General features: G+C 34.0%; 10 protein-coding genes and 1 pseudogene. 1 reads left to right on the forward strand and 10 read right to left on the reverse strand.

Translation table 11 applies throughout. From position 1 onward, the window contains the following. Positions 1 to 464: 464 nt before the first annotated feature. On the forward strand, positions 465 to 1,967 hold the full coding sequence (locus EG348_RS15670) for a carbon-nitrogen hydrolase family protein (protein WP_123983925.1): 1,503 nt from the start codon (positions 465 to 467) through the stop codon (positions 1,965 to 1,967). Between the two features lie 144 nt (positions 1,968 to 2,111). Here the strand turns inward: EG348_RS15670 and EG348_RS15675 are convergent, their stop codons facing one another. The 10 genes and pseudogenes from EG348_RS15675 to EG348_RS15730 form a co-directional block, all read right to left on the reverse strand. Beyond that, positions 2,112 to 6,719 carry a fibronectin type III domain-containing protein gene (locus tag EG348_RS15675; RefSeq protein WP_123983926.1) on the reverse strand — a complete coding sequence of 1,536 codons (4,608 nt, stop codon included), beginning with the start codon at positions 6,717 to 6,719 and terminating at the stop codon, positions 2,112 to 2,114. A 731-nt stretch (positions 6,720 to 7,450) separates the two neighbouring features. Continuing rightward, on the reverse strand, positions 7,451 to 8,074 hold the full coding sequence (locus EG348_RS15680; RefSeq protein WP_164463308.1) for a hypothetical protein: 624 nt from the start codon (positions 8,072 to 8,074) through the stop codon (positions 7,451 to 7,453). Between the two features lie 295 nt (positions 8,075 to 8,369). Further along, positions 8,370 to 8,684 (reverse strand): hypothetical protein, encoded by a 315-nt coding sequence (locus EG348_RS15685; protein ID WP_123983928.1) that lies wholly within the window; start codon positions 8,682 to 8,684, stop codon positions 8,370 to 8,372. Between the two features lie 304 nt (positions 8,685 to 8,988). Beyond that, positions 8,989 to 9,585 (reverse strand): hypothetical protein, encoded by a 597-nt coding sequence (locus tag EG348_RS15695; protein ID WP_123983930.1) that lies wholly within the window; start codon positions 9,583 to 9,585, stop codon positions 8,989 to 8,991. A gap of 710 nt (positions 9,586 to 10,295) precedes the next feature. After that, a pseudogene (locus tag EG348_RS15705) lies at positions 10,296 to 13,175 on the reverse strand (DUF6443 domain-containing protein); the annotation flags it as partial. Positions 13,176 to 13,181: 6 nt separating this feature from the next. After that, the gene (locus EG348_RS15710) at positions 13,182 to 15,272 is read right to left on the reverse strand and encodes a hypothetical protein (RefSeq protein WP_123983933.1); all 2,091 of its coding nucleotides are present in this window, start codon (positions 15,270 to 15,272) and stop codon (positions 13,182 to 13,184) included. A 178-nt stretch (positions 15,273 to 15,450) separates the two neighbouring features. Then, complete coding sequence (locus tag EG348_RS15715) at positions 15,451 to 16,020, reverse strand: DUF6705 family protein (RefSeq protein ID WP_123983934.1); 570 nt, start codon at positions 16,018 to 16,020, stop codon at positions 15,451 to 15,453. Positions 16,021 to 16,062: 42 nt separating this feature from the next. Continuing rightward, on the reverse strand, positions 16,063 to 16,632 hold the full coding sequence (locus tag EG348_RS15720; protein ID WP_123983935.1) for a DUF6705 family protein: 570 nt from the start codon (positions 16,630 to 16,632) through the stop codon (positions 16,063 to 16,065). 43 nt (positions 16,633 to 16,675) lie between these two features. Further along, on the reverse strand, positions 16,676 to 17,242 hold the full coding sequence (locus EG348_RS15725; protein ID WP_123983936.1) for a DUF6705 family protein: 567 nt from the start codon (positions 17,240 to 17,242) through the stop codon (positions 16,676 to 16,678). Between the two features lie 19 nt (positions 17,243 to 17,261). Then, positions 17,262 to 18,884 carry a hypothetical protein gene (locus tag EG348_RS15730; RefSeq protein WP_123983937.1) on the reverse strand — a complete coding sequence of 541 codons (1,623 nt, stop codon included), beginning with the start codon at positions 18,882 to 18,884 and terminating at the stop codon, positions 17,262 to 17,264. Positions 18,885 to 18,966 lie beyond the last annotated feature (82 nt).

An 18,966-nucleotide genomic window follows, 5' to 3' on the forward strand; every position in this document is an offset into this window, starting at 1 on the left:
AGTATTATTTATTATTTGAAGCTTTTTGACTTCGTCGAATTGTGCTTTTAATATTTTTATAAGGAGCAATTTCCTGCTTTCCGCTGTATCTTTTTGGTTACGGTCTCCGCTTCGCTCCGACCGCAACCAAAAAGGATGTCGCTCCAATCAGGGCTAGGGTGTTTGTCGCTTTTCAATTTATCTAATCAATTCAATACTCTGTTTGTCATCCTGGAAGGATCTCTACATAGTATTAGCGATGTCATACTGAACGGAGTCGAAGCACCCAAACCATTGCTATAATTGGGTTTTAAAATAATACGGAAAAATTATTGTCTAAATCTATACGATATGAAAAATGTTGCGGTAACAAGAATAAAAAGGAAAAGTTAAACAGCTTTATTACTAGTTTTTTCATAATAATTAAACTTTACGAAAACTTTTATCAATTATTTTTTCCTTAAATTTAGGTAAAATTACATTAAATGCAAATAGAAACACGTCCCCTGACTGTTCAGGATTATGAAGAACTTGTCGTAACAATGAAGCGTGCTTATCCTCAAATGTCAGAATCTATATGGTCAAAAAAAAGTATAGAAAAACTGACAAGAATATTTCCTAAAGGTCAAATCTGTATCACCGTAGATGGAAAATTGGCTGCCGTTGCACTTTCCATTATCGTTAATTATAATGACTTTGGAGATGAACATACTTACAGTGATATCACAGGAAATTATACTTTCAATACCCATTTATCAACAGGAGATGTTTTGTATGGAATAGAAGTCTTTGTTGACCCGGAATATCGTGAATTACGTTTGGGAAGAAGGCTGTATGATGCCCGAAAAGAGCTTTGCGAATTACTTAATCTAAAATCCATTATTTTGGGTGGAAGAATTCCGAACTACCATAAATACAGCCACGAACTTTCGGCTAGAGATTACATCCGAAAGGTAAGAGATAAAGAGATCTATGATCCGGTTTTGTCTTTTCAGTTATCAAATAATTTTCTACCGATCAGAGTCTTGAAAAAGTATCTTCCGGAAGATGAATCCTCAAGAGAAAATGCCGTATTGCTACAATGGAATAATGTATATTACAGCAAAAAACCAAATACGATGCAGGACAGCATCATTCGTCTGGGGTTGGTTCAGTGGCAGATGAGACATTTCAAAGATATTAATGCTTTTTATGAGCAGGTTGAATTTTTTGTAAATGTGATGGGAGATTATAAGTCTGATTTCGTTCTGTTCCCTGAACTTTTCAACACGCCTTTATTAGCTCCTTTCAATAAACTTTCGGAAAGAGACAGTATGATTGAGTTGGCAAAATTATCAGAAGAGATCAAGAATAAAATATCAGAATTAGCGATCAGTTATAATGTAAATATCATTTCCGGAAGTATGCCGGTTTTTGAAAATAATGACCTTTATAATGTGAGTTATCTTCTTCACCGAGACGGAAGGATTGATGAGTACCGAAAAATTCATATTACTCCGAACGAAAGAAAATATTACGGTATGAAAGGTGGAAATGAAATAAGAGTTTTCGATACCGACTGCGGAAAAATAGGTCTAGTAATCTGTTACGATGTAGAGTTTCCTGAACTTCCGAGAATCTTGGCAGATCAGGGTATGAAGATCTTGTTTGTACCTTATCTTACCGATACACAGAATGCTTATATCAGAGTTCGCCATTGTGCGGCTGCAAGAGCAATAGAAAATGAATGTTATGTTGCGATTGCGGGTTGTGTAGGTAATCTTCCTGGGGTTAATAATATGGACATCCAGTTCGGGCAGGCTGCCGTGTTTACGCCTTCAGATTTTGCTTTTCCATCCAATGCTGTTAAAGGGGAGGCAACACCCAATACCGAAATGACATTGATCGTTGACGTGGATTTAAATTTACTGAAAGATCTTCATTACAACGGCTCTGTTCAGGTTATGAAAGACAGAAGAACTGATCTTTATGAAACCTATCTTAAGTAATCTATTTTAGCTTAAAATATAATGATCCTACTTTTTAAAAGTGGGATTTTTTATGTTTAAAATGTGACAAACTTCTTGATATCAATACAAAAAAATAAGCTCCCATTTCTGAGAGCCTATTTTATTTTAAAGATAATTTAAATATTATTCTTTGATGAATTTCTTTTGGGCAGTACCCTTAATATCTTCGATGTCTATTACGTAAACTCCGTTGATCAAATTACTTACATTGATCTTGTTGTTTAAGATAATTCCCGCCGATACTACTTGTCCTGCTGCATTGTAGATCTTATAATTAGATCTTGAACTTGTATTTTTTACATTCAATACAGTTTTTACCGGGTTAGGATAAATCATGATATCCGTCTGGTTTGTTGCATTAGGAACAGCTTGTTTCGAAATTCTCACGGTATAATCTTCAACTTCTCCGTTTGCAAAACTTGTACAGTTTACAGGAATACCGTCTCTCTGCATTGCTACTCTCATTACTACATATTTGTAATCTGTTAAGCTAACGAATGCATCAGTTGGTACACTGAACGTTCCTTTAACAGGAGTTGTTGTACTTGGAGCTGAAGCAAGGATTCTTTCATTAATATCGAAAGTTCCGTTTCTGTCGAAGTCGATCCAAACAGCAATACCTTCATTGTTGTTAGTACCTAACCAAGATTTTTCAATAGCAATCTCGTTTCCTGTAGATCCTTGAATTAATTCAATGAATTTAGTAGGAACATTTGTATAATCTGTATAAGTAGATCCTACTGAAGTATTTTCCATTAATGGCTTACCATTCGGCTTCACAGTTACTTTTGAAATAAATTCATTAGCAGCACTTGTAGAAGACATTGGGCAGTAAGTTATCGTTGGTGTTGTAAATAAGTATGGCTGAGTGAAAGTACCAGGAGTTCCACTACAGATATTTGCAACCTGCATTTCATACTTAGTTAATTCTAATAACCCTGTCAATGTAAGAGTATTCGTTGAAACTGATACATTTGTCCAGCTCGGAATACCTACTTTTCTATATCTTAAGATATAAGTTGCTCCCGGGAACGGATCCCAAACCACAACTGCTGTAGTAGGAGTAAGGTTAGTGATCGTTAATCCTGGAGGAGCTATATCACATGTTCTCTCAGTCGTAAATACTTTAGGGTTAGACCAAGGGTTAAGTGTAGTAGTTCCGTCACATTTGTTAGCGATCTGTACTTCATATGAAGTATAAACATCAAGGTTTTGAAGTGTATATGTATTTGCAGGAGCTAATGGTAAAGCTATTTCAGCATTTGGCCATCCTGTAGTACCTACTTTTCTCCATCTTAATGTATATGATGAACTAGCCGCAAGCGGAGCCCAAGTAATTAATGCTGAAGTTGTAGTAATATTACTTATTGTAACATTTGGTGGAGTAGGATCACATTTTGTTGTAAACTGATTATGTGAGAATACACCAGGTGTAGCATTACAAACTGCTGCTACTTCTACTTCGTACAATGTTGCAGATAGTAAGTTGGTTAAGTTATAAGTGTTATTTGCTGTAGTTACGGCAGCTACACTCGCTGTAGACCAAGGTGCTGTAGAACCAACAGGTCTATACCTGATGCTATAACTAGCACCACCGATATCCTGAGGCCAAGTAATAGTTGCAGAATTATAAGTGATAGAAGCAGGTGTTACTGTTACTACTGGTGTTGCATTACTACAGACACGTATTACAATATTGTCAACAGCAGCAGGAGGATTGGTACCGCCGCCGCCGTCATTTCTCCATTCGAATACAAGACGCATTGTAGTACCTGCAAAAGTGCTGATATTTAAGTTTGTATTAGAATATGACTGCCAAGTAGTTTGTTGATTATAATTAGTTCCTAACTGAACTCTTCCTGCACCGGCAGTAATTTGAGTACCGGCAACTGGCATATAAGATGCTGGAACCAACCAAACTCTTAAATAATCCCAAGTACTTTCTCCAACAGCTTTCCAATCAAATGATAAGGTAGCAATTGAAGTTCCGGCAGGAACAGTAACATCTCTGTAAGCATGAACCGTACTTGCTGCACCAGAAATAGTATAAGCATTGGTAACACCGTTATCATTTGAGATATAGATAGATTTTCCAGTGTTTCCTGTAGCAGTACCGTAGAACCATTTGTTAATCTGAGTTCCACTTGTAAATCCTAAATCATTACTGATTGTGAAATCCTGAAGATAAGGAATAGTTGCTGGTATCTGTGTTGTTGTGAAACTTGGACCGGCAACCCAAAGACTGCGATCTGTAGGGCTACAAACAGAACGTACCCACCAGTAATAAGTTGTATTCGGTGTTAATGGAGTTAAGTTTGTCGTCGTTGTAGCAGATGCTCCTGTAGGTGCTGTAGCAGCAACAGGCGGAACACTTGATGTACTTAAATAATATTGATATCCACTTGCAGGAACCTGAGTAGGAGCCGTCCAGTTAATTGTAGCATTCGTTGCTCCAACTGTTGGTACAGTCATTCCGGTAGGTACAAAACAAGTAGGAATAAACAAGTTGATATTGTCAATAGCAGCTGGAGGATTGGTACCGCCACCGCCATCATTTTTCCATTCAAATACTAAACGCATTGTTGTACCTGCAAAGCTGGTTAATGTTACGTTTGTATTAAGATAAGTCTGCCAAGCAGTTTGATTACTAAACTCACCACCAACTTGGATTCTTCCTGTTCCGGCAGTAATTGTAGTTCCGGCAACAGGCATGAAAGTTGAAGGAACCATCCAAACTTTTATGAAATCCCATCCAGTTTCACCTAGTGATTTCCAATCGAATGCTAAAGTAGCAATCGTTGTTCCGGCAGGTATCGTAATATCTCTGTAAGCGTGTACTACACTTGCAGCACCTGAAATTGTGTAAGCATTAGTTACACCATTATCGTTAGAGATATAAACTGAATTAGCAGCATTACCTGTTGCAGATCCATAAGTCCATTTATTTGTTTGACCAGTACTTGTAAATCCTAAGTCATTCGTAGTGTTGAAATTCTGAGTATATGGAAGTGTTGTAGGTATTTGCCCTGTTGTAAAGCTAGGACCGGCAACCCAAATACTGTTATCAGTAGAACTACAAACAGAACGTACCCACCAGTAATAAGTTGTATTCGGTGTTAAAGGAGTTAAGTTTGTCGTCGTTGTAGCAGAAGTTCCTGTAGGTGCTGTTGCAGCAACAGGTGGGGTACTTGATGTACTTAAATAATAAGCATATCCATTTCCAGGAACCTGAGTTGGAGCTGTCCAGCTAATAGTAGCATTTGTTGCTGCTACAGTAGGCACAGTCATTCCTGTAGGTACAAAACAAGTTGGAATAAATAAGTTGATATTATCAACAGCAGCTGGAGGAGTAGTACCGCCACCGCCATCATTTTTCCATTCAAATACTAAACGCATTGTTGCGCCTGCAAAGCTGGTTAATGTTACGTTTGTATTAAGATAAGTCTGCCAAGCAGTTTGGTTACTAAATTCACCACCAACCTGGATTCTTCCTGTTCCGGCAGTAATTTGAGTTCCGGCAACAGGCATAAAAGTTGTAGGAACCATCCAAACTTTTAAGAAATCCCATCCGCTTTCTCCTAAAGATTTCCAGTCGAATGCTAAGGTAGCAATAGTTGTACCCGCAGGAACTGTAATGTCTCTGTAAGCATGTACTACACTGGCAGCACCTGAGATTGTATAATCATTGGCAACTCCATTATTATTTGAAATATAAATAGAGTTTCCTGCATTACCTGTAGCTGAACCATAAGCCCATTTATTGGTCTGTCCGGCACTTGTAAATCCTAGATCGTTACTCGTATTGAAGTTTTGAGTATATGGGATCGTAGTTGGGATCTGTCCTGTTGTAAAACTTGCACCGGCCACCCAAATACTATTGTCAGTAGGGCTACATACAGAACGTACCCACCAGTAATAAGTAGTATTAGGAGTTAGAGGATTTAAGTTTGCAGTTGTTGTTGCAACACCTCCTGTAGGAAGCGTAGCAGAAGTAGGAGGAACACTTGATGTACTTAAATAATAAGCATATCCATTTGCAGGAACCTGAGTTGGAGCCGTCCATGAAATTGTAGCTGTCGTAGCAGTAATTGCAGACGGAGCTGTTGGTGTAGGCACAAAACAAGTTGGAATAAACAAGTTAATGTTGTCAATCGCAGCCGGAGGGTTGGTACCGCCGCCACCATCATTTCTCCACTCGAATAACAGACGCATTGTGCCTCCGGCAAAACTACTTATGTTAAGATTCGTGTTAAGATACGTTTGCCAAGCAGTCTGGTTGCTAAATTCACCACCAATCTGGATTCTTCCTGATCCTGCAGTCGTTAAAGTACCTGGTGTAGGAGTGTAGGTAGTGGGTACCATCCAAACCTTTAAATAATCCCAGCTTCCTTCACCCAAAGATTTCCAGTCAAATGTAATCGTAGCCGTAGTAGATCCTGCAGGAATTGTTATATCTCTATAAGCCTGGACTGTACTTGCTGCACCTCCAATGGTGTAAGCATTAGTAACTCCATTATCATTAGAGATATAAAGAGAATTTGCTGCATTACCTGTCGCAGAACCATAAGACCATTTGTTTGGCTGAGTTCCGTTGGTTAAGGTAAGATCATTTGCTGTCGAGAAATTTTGTGTGTAGGGGAGTGTTGCAGGTGCCTGTCCATAGGCTTTCGACAGGAAGCCTACATTAATCAGACACAGAAGAAGTACTAAAAAAGTAGAAAGTTTCTTCATAAGTTATTGTTATTAATATTAATTATGCAAATCTAAATGGTTTTTTACGAATAATAGTATATAAGACAATGTTTTTTATAAAAATTGTATAAAGAATCCATAGAGATTTTAGGACTGAAAGTTGTTAAATAATTAAATGTTGAAAGATTAACGCTCTATGTTTAATTTTAGTATTTAATTTAAAGTTAAAGTCTCATAAAAAGGCGTTTTTTATCTTTATAAAAAGTGTTTTTAATAAATTTTATTAATATTTTGTCCAGAAATATATTTTCAAAATTGAAATTAATAATAGTATTAGCAATCTCAATAATTCTTTTCAGTAAGGTCGTTGGTGAAATCTTTAATATTCGAGAAGTACTTTTAATACCCAATCCTTCCTTGGTAAGGCTGACGATTTGTGAATTAATATTTTTCTGATAAGCATGATAAGTATAATAATCTAAAAACCTTTTCTTACAATTTTTACAGAAATACTGCTGCTTTTTTGTTTTTGTAGTTCCATTTTTTATAATATTTCCGGAATAACAGTGACTACAAATTCCAGTATCACTAACTCTGAAACATCTAGTATGATCCTCAATCATTTAAATATGTTTTTTTCGACAAAAATAAACCAGAGTAGAAATTTATCTACTCTGGTTTTGGAATTTATTGTTTTAAATTTTATTTGAATTTCAATGAGTTCGTTTTTGAAATTGCTTTAATCACTAACTTTGGAACATTACCCTATTTTAAGGAATGGTTATTTTCTGGTTTATTTTTTCTATTTTTTCAATCATACAATGGGGGGCAAAGCCATTCATATAATCTACAGTATAATCTTCAATGATATAATTATCTCCTAATTTTTCTTGGAGGCTGTCAATTAACATTTTTTCTATTTTGTAACCAGAATCAAAGTAATAAAACCTAATTAGATTGGTTTCCGCCAATTTTAGATTTACGATTAGTTTAAGAGAAGGTTTTTTGCTTTCTTCTTTCTCGAAACAAAATATAGAATATTTATTTTCACCAAGTTTTTCAACAATGATTTTATTGATATTTAATTTACCATCTAATGAATATTCTTTAAAATCCGTAAAATTAATTTCACCTTTATTGGCTGAAGAATTAAATTTGTAGAAAGCAAGTTTATTTTCTTGATGCACAAAGAGTTTGCCATCTATATTATTATATAATTGCATTGTATAAGACGAATCTTTTGAATTATAATAATAGATTAAATCACCAAATTCTTTCCTTTGTTTTTTATTATACGTTGTAATTTTTAACTTGTAATCAAAAGTATATGATTGCTGAGCTTGAATAGTAAAAACTATCAATAATAAAAAAGAAAGTAATATTTTTTTTAGCATATTTTTTATCTTAAAAACCGTTACTGTCACTATCATAATGTAATGTCACTAACTTTGGAACATTCTCAATCTTTGAAATATTATCATTTATTTACACTAAATGTTTTTGAGCTTTTATTAAATATTTGAAAATTTTGAGCCTTTATATTATAAAGCAAAATTTTATATTTACCATTACTATAAAGCTTAGAAATTCTTCCTGGGTGATTATTAAGTAAATAATTTTCATTATAACTTCGCTTTTGCCAGTAAGTATTCAAGATTTTATCAATTTCAGAAGGGCTAATTTCAGATTCTATCCAATTATCAGATTCTTCTCCTTCATTTTTATAAGATGAATATATATATATTGTTTACTGTCATATTCAAAGAAGAAATTATTATCAACGATGTTCCAGTTAATGATTTTTTTTGGTAATGAAATTGAAAAATTTGTTGTGTAGTACACCTCATGATCTGCTGTAGCATTCACTTTATTTATATACTTAAAATTATTTTGGTTATTATTATAATCGAAAACTACATAATTATTATTTAGATTATTTTTAGGAACATCTATATATGATGTACATGAATTTAATAAAATGACTATAAAGATTAGATATTTCATATTATTTATTTATTTTTTCTACTGCTTTTTTAAATGTAGAGAAATCTATTTTAATAATCGAGCCTGTTGTGTTATAAAATCCTATTGTAGGTGTATATGTAGCTTGATAAGGAGCGCCTCCTCTTTGACCGATTGGCAATGTTACAGGAATTTCTGACACGCCTAAAATCCGTGATTGTAAAACAACAAAAGCGTATTCGTAAAAATATTGCAATATTATAAAAACAAAACCCACCGCAATTGCGATGGGTTAGTTTTATCTACTCAAAGTCACAGGCTTTGCGTAACGGGCATTACCACGTTATTATTTAATTCTAAATAATTCTAACATTTTGATCTTACCATTAATTTTTGTTACAATATACCAACTACCTATATATCCAACATCTGATTTAATTTTATCACTGATGTATTCTGATTTACCTGCTCTCAAATATTCATCAATTTTTTGAATATTTTCTACATCATATTTACTGACTTCAAACCCTTCGTCCTTTTCAATTAAATTATCATTGCTATCATCAGTATAATGTTTTAAACCATAGTAATTATTTTCAGTTTTCAAAATAGTCTTTGTTCTGCGTGGTATGTATATGTTATCACTGATATAATTAATAATTAAAAAATCTTTATCATTGGAAGTTTTTTTTAACATTTTTAGAGTATTATCTCTGTAGAAATTAAAATGCTCATAATAAGCAATACACTGATCATAAATATTATCAATAATCCATTCTTCAGTTTTTTTGTTTCGAAGTTCTTCACTTTCTTTATGACAATTTTGAATATCCTTATCACTAATTTTAAAAAAAGAAATAATTTCAGATTCTAAATTTTGATTATTCTGTGCTTTACAAGAAGTAACAAGAAGTAAAAAAATACCTATTAAAAAGAGTCTCATTTTTTTTGTTTTTTGGCGTTATTATAATAATTAAATCTATTCGATAAAGGTTTCCCACATCCTATACAATCCAGATAAGCATCATATGGGTCACCTGGCTTCATGTCAAAACGTATATTTTTTCCGTAATTATTATAATAAACACTGTTTCCTGTACTGTCGATTAGTATTGTTCTATGATCGACTCCATTAGCAATTTTATTATTTAAATTAACTCCATAGGAAACTCTTAGAGGTAATCCATTTTCTGCTCTGACCATATTCTCAATATGACTCGCATAGATTTCTCCTGCACTTATTGTTGGATCAGTCCAAGTTCCAAATAATACATATTTAGAGGGATCCATCTTATGTGCCAATTCATGTCCAAGGTTTACAAAAAAAGGAGATTCCTGATATCCATTTGTTTGTGGCAACTTGTTTGATATTTTTGGATCTAATCTTATTGGATCGGAGTTTTGTTTACCAGCATTAAATTCTCCTTTTGCGTACGTAAGATTTACATCATGTTTATCATTGTCAAAATAAGATACTAAATCTTTACCAGTATCTCCACCCTTTTCTAATGCTTGAAGCCCCATTATAATTTCTGTTACATTGTCAGATAGATTTATGCTTTTATCTATCGCTACCCATTTTCCGTTTACTTGGTGTTGTGTTTGTCCGTTTGAATAACGGTATTGGTTATCTCCATCTGTAATAGAAATCCACATTCCATCAGGATCAATAAATCTTATTGGGTTGTTTATTGCATAATTATAAGGTGAAAAATTATGTCCCTTTTCGCTTAAAGGATCGACAACTCCCCATCGTCCTAAGTCGGGCATATAGAATCTCGCTCCGTAATCATACATTCCATTTTCCTGCAATTCCTTTCCGTTGTACTTATATTGATATGGATTCTGAGTAGTCAAAGTATAATTATGCAACAATCAAAAAGGATAATAATTATTTACTTCTACGATTTCACCGGGCTTCCAGTAATCTATACAATTTGGCGGATTCATAGGATCCCACGGACCATCACATTCCTGCACATGGTATTGTCGAGGTTGTATCAACCCATCTTTATTGGTATCCGAATAGCTTAATCTCACGTTTCCTAAATGATCTGTATAATTGTAAATATAGGAATTATTAGTGAAATCAAAATACCCTTCAGAAGTAGGCACAAACTGTAATCCCATAGAATTCATTGGTGTAACAGAACCCGTATAGAACTTGTACTGAAATCCATCAATATAATCTGTAGTATTGGTATCTTGTATTGTACTTATTACTTTAGAAAGCTTTACCCCATCTGCTCTGTAAACACTGGATACTATTTTCCTTGTTTTACCAGGCACCCCGGTTATTAAATTTGGAAGGTTAAGATAATTGTAAGCAATAGAAGCTATAGTTTTATCCTTATGGGCAGTCATGTTGCCATTATTGTCATAAGTAATCATATTTGGAGCTGCCAGATAAGGGTAGCCATTACTGTTTCCAACTTGTTCCTCGGTTACTTTTGTCAATCTGTTTCCTAGGTAGTCGTATTTAAGATTATCGATAACCATTGCCGTATTGGTTCCTACTAAAACACCTTCCGATCTTTTTAATCTTGTGATATTTCCATTAAGATCATAATCCGGTTTTTCAAAATATTCTCCTGCCGACTCATTGCCTTCTTTTTGATAAAACCCTGCTGAAAGCCTGTTTAAATTATCATAAGAATATCCATATCTTTTTAAAGGATCATTTTCCTGTGTTAATGTTTTCCAGCTTACCTCTGCAATATTACCGTTATATTTAGGTTTTACTTTAAGATCTGAATAATCAAGATTAGGAGTTTCCAAACCTTCAACTGTATTGTAATTGATTTTATATCCAAATAGATCATTGCCTAAGTTTGCAGGATCATTAATCTTGGTCATCCAGCCCCGAATATTGTATTTATAATCAATGGTTTGAAGTGGAGTTGCGATATTGGTTCCGCCGACTTTCTTGTTTTTTAACTGCGAAAGTTCGTTATACTCGTTTTGAGCTAAGATCTCTTCGGTGTTATTATCTACTTTATGTTTGTGGACAAGTAACCTGTTCTGATGATCATAGTCGAAAGTTTCAACAATCACTCTTTCTGTGTCAGAATCTAATCTTTTGTGTCGGGTGATGTTTTGTTTGGCAACACCTGCAAAATCAAGCTCAGATTCTGTTTTGGTATAACCTCCTAAATGATTGATAGAATAACTACCAATAGCCCTTCCTTTGGTATCGTAATAAGAATAATTCTTTGTCCAGTTATCATCTTCAATATTCTTCACCAAAATTACTACAGGAAGATCTTTGGTACTTTTTCCTGTATTTGCAGGATTATCCGTCAGGGTCGGTTTTCCGATTATGGAAGCCGGGAATGTAGGATTAAAACTATAATTTGGATAGGTATCATAATAGTTTAACGATAATATCGTCACCCATTTTGTAGAATTGGGATAAGTGCTGTCCTGATTTCCATAATAGACATCCATTCCCTGTCTGCTAAAGGGTGCGGTCGATACACGGTTTACATTATTAGATCCTAATGCATCAACCATGTTTTGTTCCTCTATTCTTGATGAGCCGGTTCCGATTCCTGTAATGGCAACTCTTCCGAACTGATCATATTTGGTGTATAACCACTGGTTTTGAGTTCTTAAATTGGCGTCCTGTGTTGCCACCAAACGATCCTGTTTATCATAGACCATATATTCCCATCCTTTGCCGGGGATTTTCTTTTCAACGAGTTTATATTTGCTGTCATATCTGTACTGATAGCAGAGATTATCCAATGTAGCCAGATCTACTGACCCTGATTTTGAGGCCAGTGGCGGCATAACGTAAGCCAGCTGATTGTATTCGTTGTAAACATAATACGTATCAGCATTTTCTGTTGCAGAAATTACTTTTCTTATCAATAAGGTCTGTCCTCTGCCGTTTTTAAACTCGATGGTTTTATTTCCATCTTCATCTGTAACGGTATTCTTGTATAATTTGGCTGCCAAAAAATACTGAGGAGTTTGTAGAGAAGATACAAACATTTTATTGCCTGCATTCCATGTGGTGGAGGTTTGGTAGTTTCTTACCAGATCTTCTGCGGTATTGGCTTCGTAATCAAATTTCACGGGTTTTGCCACCCATTGTGTTCCCACCTGTATTTGCTGCTGAATTCTGTTTAAAGGAGAATTTTCCAATATCTTCTCTGCATAGATTTTTTCTGATCCGTAAATATCAGTCTGTGTAGCGTTGGCTAATGGGGTAGTGTAGATGGTTCCGTTCTGCGTTACAGATTGTGGAACAGGAAGAAAATCCTTTACCTGTCTTCCAAAACCGTCATATTCTGTATGGGTCACAACATCTTTTCCGGCAGGTGAAGCTTTTACGCTTACTGCCTGCTTAGGTCTTCCGAGTCCATCAAAATACTGAACGGTTTCTATTTGTTTTTGAGTCTGCTCCGCGGGATCAGATAAATGAACTTTTGTGTAAATGTAGTTTTCAGTGTTGCTTGGTACAGTTGTCTGTGCGTAAGATAATCCTACTACAAACAGGGCACTGATGGGGATAATAAGTTTTTTCATTCGGTGTTAGTTTTTGTAGTTATATTTGATATCCTTCAAAGGTTTTCCTTCTTCATCAGACACTTTTTCCAGCCTGTTGGAGCTGTCATATTTATAAATTTCTCTGATTCCCTGTGAAGAAGTAATACTCGTTACCCCGATCAGTGGATCATAGGTAAACGTAGAAATTTTTGTATTCTGTAATGAAGGTGATCTGCTGAAAGTATCCAAAGCTGTGATTAAAAGAGTTTCTTTGCTTGGATCGGCAGCATCTTCATCAGAAGCCGAAACTATAGCTGTAATAAGTCCTGAGCTCACCAGCTGATCGTAAGTGATTCCTTCTACTTTTGCAATAGGTTTAGCCTGATTATATCCCCAGACAATTGCTACAGGACTTCCTTCTTTGGTTCTGTATTGAAGGATATTTCCTTTGTTGTCGTATTTGTCATAGGTGATCTCTGTTGAAAAAGAATTGTTAGGAATATCATAAGATCTTACAGATAAGGGAAGTACTAAACCAGCGCTGTTATTCGTTATTTCTGCTGTGGTCTTTGGATACACCTTTTCTGATTTTGCCAATGTTTTTGTATAACCATTCATAGTTTGGCTAGTGGTTGTCTCTAGCGGAATACCGATCATGTTTTTATCAATCATTAATTGATTGGCTTTATCCTGTGCATATTGATAGTTCGTTTCTGTAACAACTCCATCTGTTGTGGCAGTTTCTTTGGTCGTTTGATAGTGATAAGGGCTTAGACTGCTGTATTGGCTTTCGGTTACTAAGTTTGCTCCGTTTACAATATCAGTTCTGGTGTTTGTAAATTCTTTTGGAAGTTCTTCAAAATTATTAAATTCATAATAAAAGAACATAAAGCCCAGATAGCTTGGTGAGAATAAAAAACCAAGGTCATACGTTGCATACTTAAAGTCCTGAGGTTTCAGGGTTCTGTCATAATCTATTCCGTAAACTCTTTGGGGTTTTTTATGCTCAGGAACATACTTTGGAAAACCTGAAGTATATTGAAATTTATTTTCAGCAAAAACAGTAGAAGCCACACGTATTTCCTTATTATTCATTGGATGTTCATAACAGGGTACGCTTGCCGAGGTAAGAAGAGCTTCACCCGTTGGATTAATAAATAAACACGACCCTAAATAATTTCCTAATCTGTTTTGGTTCTCGAAATAATGTGATGTTGTTATTTTTTCGTTGGTTAGGATATTGGTTTGGGTTTCGTCGGTTTTTAAATATTCGATCATAGTCCCACTGTTATTTTGCATAGGAAATCTACTTTGTGAGGCCACAAACATTTTATTGGCGCCAGATTGTAGAAAATCCATTTCAAAAGTAGATATTCCCGATTCTACACCTGCATCACTTTTATAAGAATATTCTCTTACCAAAGAAAGAGCATTTGATGAAGAATAGTTTTCTATTTTTTTAATTCTCAGCCCTCCGAAAGGAACTTCAAAGCCCGCTTCTGTATTTCTAGCCAATGTATTATCCAGTTCTTTCCAAAGCACACTTACGTTTGCATAATCCTGATTATAGTTAAAGTATTGGTTACCTAAGCCACCTTGCGTCCCTGCATATACTTCCACTTTTAAAATATTATTGGTTGGCGTAAACTTATTGACTGCAATTTGTAGTGTTTTTGAAGTGTTGGTAAGTAATAACTTGGGCACTAAAACTTCATTATTCCCATTAATTATAGAATAATATATAGTACAGCTTCCATGATCCGGCAAGCTGCTGTCAGCATAGATACATTTAGTTGTTTGAGTCTCTATCTGTAAATTCAGCCTTTGATAATTGGTAAGGTTGGTAAGGTTGATGTCAATAGGAACTGTAAATGTTTTGTTCAGTTGCTGTGTCGTATTTTCATTAGTAGAAAACAGCTTGGATTTTATATTGTAAGGAACAATATTATGGAATTCATTACCAATACTGGCTGAGTGCATATAATCAATACCTTTGTTGTTTTCAAAAATAAATTTGGTTTTTCCGTCAGTAGGATAAATAATTTCCTCTAATATGCCAGCTTTGCTAGACTCAAGATCTACATTTCTTTTATTCTGTTCTTCTAATACAAGATCGATACTTGGGGTTAAACCCAAATTGTCATTCTGTCCATTATAATATCCCCACCAGTAGTCACGGGCATAAGAAAAGCGGTATATATATTAAGAATAATTTGTACAGTTGCTATGTATCTAAGACTTAAAATTAAAATGATTGGCTTTACCATGTGATATTACGGTAGAACCAATCATTTTTTATAAGGATAACTTGAAATTATTGTTTAGTGAAAATCAAATCCTTTGTTTCAGGAAGATAAATTGTAGTGTCTAAAGCAGGAGGACATTTACTCGCCGTTGTAACTATATCATCTGGTCGGTATTCCCAAGAAATCTGTGTTGTATTTATTTTTTTCAGGAAAATATCTCCCCATCCTACACTACAATTAGTTCCACTATAAAAAAATATTACTGAATTTTGAGTCGATTTTATTTTGGTGCTATTAAAATCAATACCAAGATTGTTATTCTTAGTATCCTGTAAGATTGTTCCAGCAGAATTTTTGACAATATATTTTACCACCAGAGCATCTCGAAAAAACGTTTGGTCACCATAATCAAAAAATTTATCTTCTTCTTTAGTAATAAATAAAGTAATCTCGTTTCCTTCATAATTTGCTTTATAAGTACCTATATATGGTATTAATTCATTATTAGTATCTTTTACATGAGCGTTGTTTGGAATGTTTTCCAATGCTGTATATAAAGGAAGAGTTTGTGCAGAGCAAGATATGAAGCTAATAAATAAACTTAAAACTGTTAATATTTTTCTGTATGCTATTTTCATATTAATTATCAAAAAAGACTGTCATTAAGACAGCCTCTATCATTATTGTTTAGTAAAAATTAAATCTTTTGTTTCAGGGAGATAAATATTTATATCTGTTCCTTGTGGGCATTTAGTATCATCAAGAATAATATCATTTGGTCGATATTCCCAAGAAATTTGTGTTGAATTAATTTTTGTCAAATAAATGTCCCCCCAACCTACACGACAATTAGTACCGCTATAAATAAGCACTACCGAATTTTGCGATTTCATTTTAGTACTATAAATATAAATTTTAGGTATATTATTATTTTTAGTATCTTGTAGAATTGTGCCCGAAGAATTTTTCACAAGATATTTTATAACTAAAGCATCTCTATAAAATTGTTTTTTAGCCCGGCTTTCTAATTTATTATCTTCTTTAGTAATAAATAATATAATTTCATTTCCTCCATAATTAGCTTTATAAGTGCCCACGTAAGGTGCTAATTCATTATTAGTGTCTTTTACATGAGCATTGTTTGGAATGTTTTCCAATGCTGTATACAAAGGAAGAGTTTGTGCAGAGCAAGATATGAAGCTAATAAGTAAAATTAAAACTGTTAATGTTTTTCTGTATGCTATTTTCATATTAATTATCAAAAAAAGACTGTCATTAAGACAGCCTCTATCATTATTGTTTAGTAAATATTAAATCTTTTGTTTCAGGGAGATAAATATTAATATCTGTTCCTTCAGGACATTTGCTATTATCAAGAATAATATCATTTGGTCGATATTCCCAAGAAATTTGTGTAGAGCTAATTTTTTTTAATTCAATACTTCCCCAACCAACTTTACAGTTTGCGCCACCATAATTAAACCATACAATGTTTTTACTAGGATAAGTTCCTCGACTATATATTGTGTGTAGAAGTTGATTAGGCTGAAAAATCATACTTTGTGTATCTTGAAGAATATTTCCTACTGAATTTTTAATAATATATCTGATGGACAATGCGTCCTGATAAATATTTAATGATTTAAAAAATTTCATTGTTTCCTTGCTAATGAATAATTTAATTTCATTTCCTTGAAAATTAGCTTTATACTCTCCTAAATAAGGACTTAATTCATTATTTAAATCTTTTATGTAAGAGCCTTGTGGAATTTCTTCAAAATCTGTATTAAGAGGATAGGTTTGTTGTGCTTTGCACGAAATTGAAATAACAAATAAAATTAAATATTTTATATTTTTCATATTTTTTCTTTTTAAGATATTAAGGACAAGTCGTAGCGGTTGTTGTTCCGTCACTATTTTTAATTATTGTTTTTATAGTTCCATCATTTTCTATTCTTTGTAAATTGATTTTTCCATCTAATCCCATATCTTTAAGGGCTTTGAAAAAAAATCTTTCAATTGCTTCATTACTCATATCACCTGTAGAGGGTTTGTAAAGTCCGTATCTAGTTTGGTATCTATCATTATATTCGTCCAATTGCTCCTGAGAAAAATTTGTTATTGCGTCCTGATAAGTTCCGTTAAACCAAATAACATAATGCATGCCATTCGGAGCTACCATTCCTACATAAGCGTCATTTACATTTGTGGGGTTAGAAGTTGGTTGTGTTCTTGCAAAACCTAATAATTGGTCAATATCTGGTGGAGACAGCATTGGTATTCCTGTAGGAGTGTGGTTGTGATATCCTCCTGCATATCCTGTTTTATCTCCAAAGTTTACACTGTGAGCGCCACCGCTTATTGTAGAAGAAGGTGTTCCATCTACCTTAAATTTCACTCCTTTTTCACCTCCTAATGTAGATTGGTTTTTTAATTCTGTAATTTTTGCCTGTACATCTGTATTTGCTAATAAATTTTTTGTTTTCTCACACGGTGTGGCTAAAAATTGATTATAAAATTGTTCCCAAGTCAGGCTGGAGTTTTGTGTAAATAAATCTACTGCACCATTTAAAATCTCAGGTTTTGTTCCAAAAGTACTTAACAGTTTAGATACAATATACTCATCTTCATTCTGATAAAGATATAAATAAAATAGTTTAGTTCTTAATGCAGTTGGGAAGCCATAAGTATTGATATGAAAAACAGCACTGAACTGTTGATATTTTAAAAGCATCATATCAGAATCATCAGAGTAAGGTAGCGTATTATAGCCTCCCGTATTTCCTCCTGGAGAATTTGGGTCAGGATAATTTGGTATTCCTGTGTTTTCTCCTCCCGCACCTCCTGAACAAGTGTTGACAATAGAAATAATTCCTGGAGCTTGAGCCGCCCCACTTCCAGTCATATTACAAGTTTGTCCATACTGATGATGATCCATGGAAGCGCAAACGCCATTTTCCCATGTGATTTCAAAACATCCTAGAACTTCTGTAACAATTTTCTGTGTAATGCTAAGATCGTTAATTTCATAGATTTTTAGTTTGTTTGTCATATCCACTTCTTCTCCCAAAACAAAAAGGTCTTTCTCTAATGGTGTAATACCATACTGAATCAATACTCCTGAAAAAGTACCGTCAGCATTTTGTTTCAGTACAAGATTTTCAAGTCCCTTACTTTCAGAATTTCTCTTTACGGGAAAAGTATAGGTTTTCTGTGTTCCGTTTTCTACAAGTATAACCTTGTCTGTGGAAATAGTAGCCCCATCCAAAACAGAATTGTTTTTTCCTAAAATACCACTAGAAGAAAATAACTCTGACTGTAGTTGTTGAACCTTTGTAAGAAGAGCGGTGTTGCTACTGATTTCGTGAAACCTAAGCACAGAGGCTCTAAGGTCTTGTTTTTGGCGTTCATTTTCCTGATACATATCTTCACTTCGGCAGGAATGCAAAACGATGTTAAAGGCTACCAATAAGGACAGCCACAAAATAAATTTGTTTTTCATTTATATGTTTTATTAAAGGTTGTAAAAATAATTCTTTTTATTAATTATCAAAATCTTGATAAAAATAATTTGACAATAATAA

The sequence above is a fragment of the Chryseobacterium sp. G0201 genome (assembly GCF_003815655.1).
Taxonomy (GTDB): domain Bacteria; phylum Bacteroidota; class Bacteroidia; order Flavobacteriales; family Weeksellaceae; genus Chryseobacterium.

Bases quoted from the DNA above. Each gene is read 5' to 3' on its own strand.
- EG348_RS15720 (WP_123983935.1), bottom strand. From the start codon at position 16,632: ATGAAAATAGCATACAGAAAAACATTAACAGTTTTAATTTTACTTATT.
- EG348_RS15730 (WP_123983937.1), bottom strand. From the start codon at position 18,884: ATGAAAAACAAATTTATTTTGTGGCTGTCCTTATTGGTAGCCTTTAAC.
- EG348_RS15695 (WP_123983930.1), bottom strand. From the start codon at position 9,585: ATGAGACTCTTTTTAATAGGTATTTTTTTACTTCTTGTTACTTCTTGT.
- EG348_RS15680 (WP_164463308.1), bottom strand. From the start codon at position 8,074: ATGCTAAAAAAAATATTACTTTCTTTTTTATTATTGATAGTTTTTACT.
- EG348_RS15685 (WP_123983928.1), bottom strand. From the start codon at position 8,684: ATGAAATATCTAATCTTTATAGTCATTTTATTAAATTCATGTACATCA.
- EG348_RS15715 (WP_123983934.1), bottom strand. From the start codon at position 16,020: ATGAAAATAGCATACAGAAAAATATTAACAGTTTTAAGTTTATTTATT.
- EG348_RS15670 (WP_123983925.1), top strand. From the start codon at position 465: ATGCAAATAGAAACACGTCCCCTGACTGTTCAGGATTATGAAGAACTT.
- EG348_RS15725 (WP_123983936.1), bottom strand. From the start codon at position 17,242: ATGAAAAATATAAAATATTTAATTTTATTTGTTATTTCAATTTCGTGC.
- EG348_RS15675 (WP_123983926.1), bottom strand. From the start codon at position 6,719: ATGAAGAAACTTTCTACTTTTTTAGTACTTCTTCTGTGTCTGATTAAT.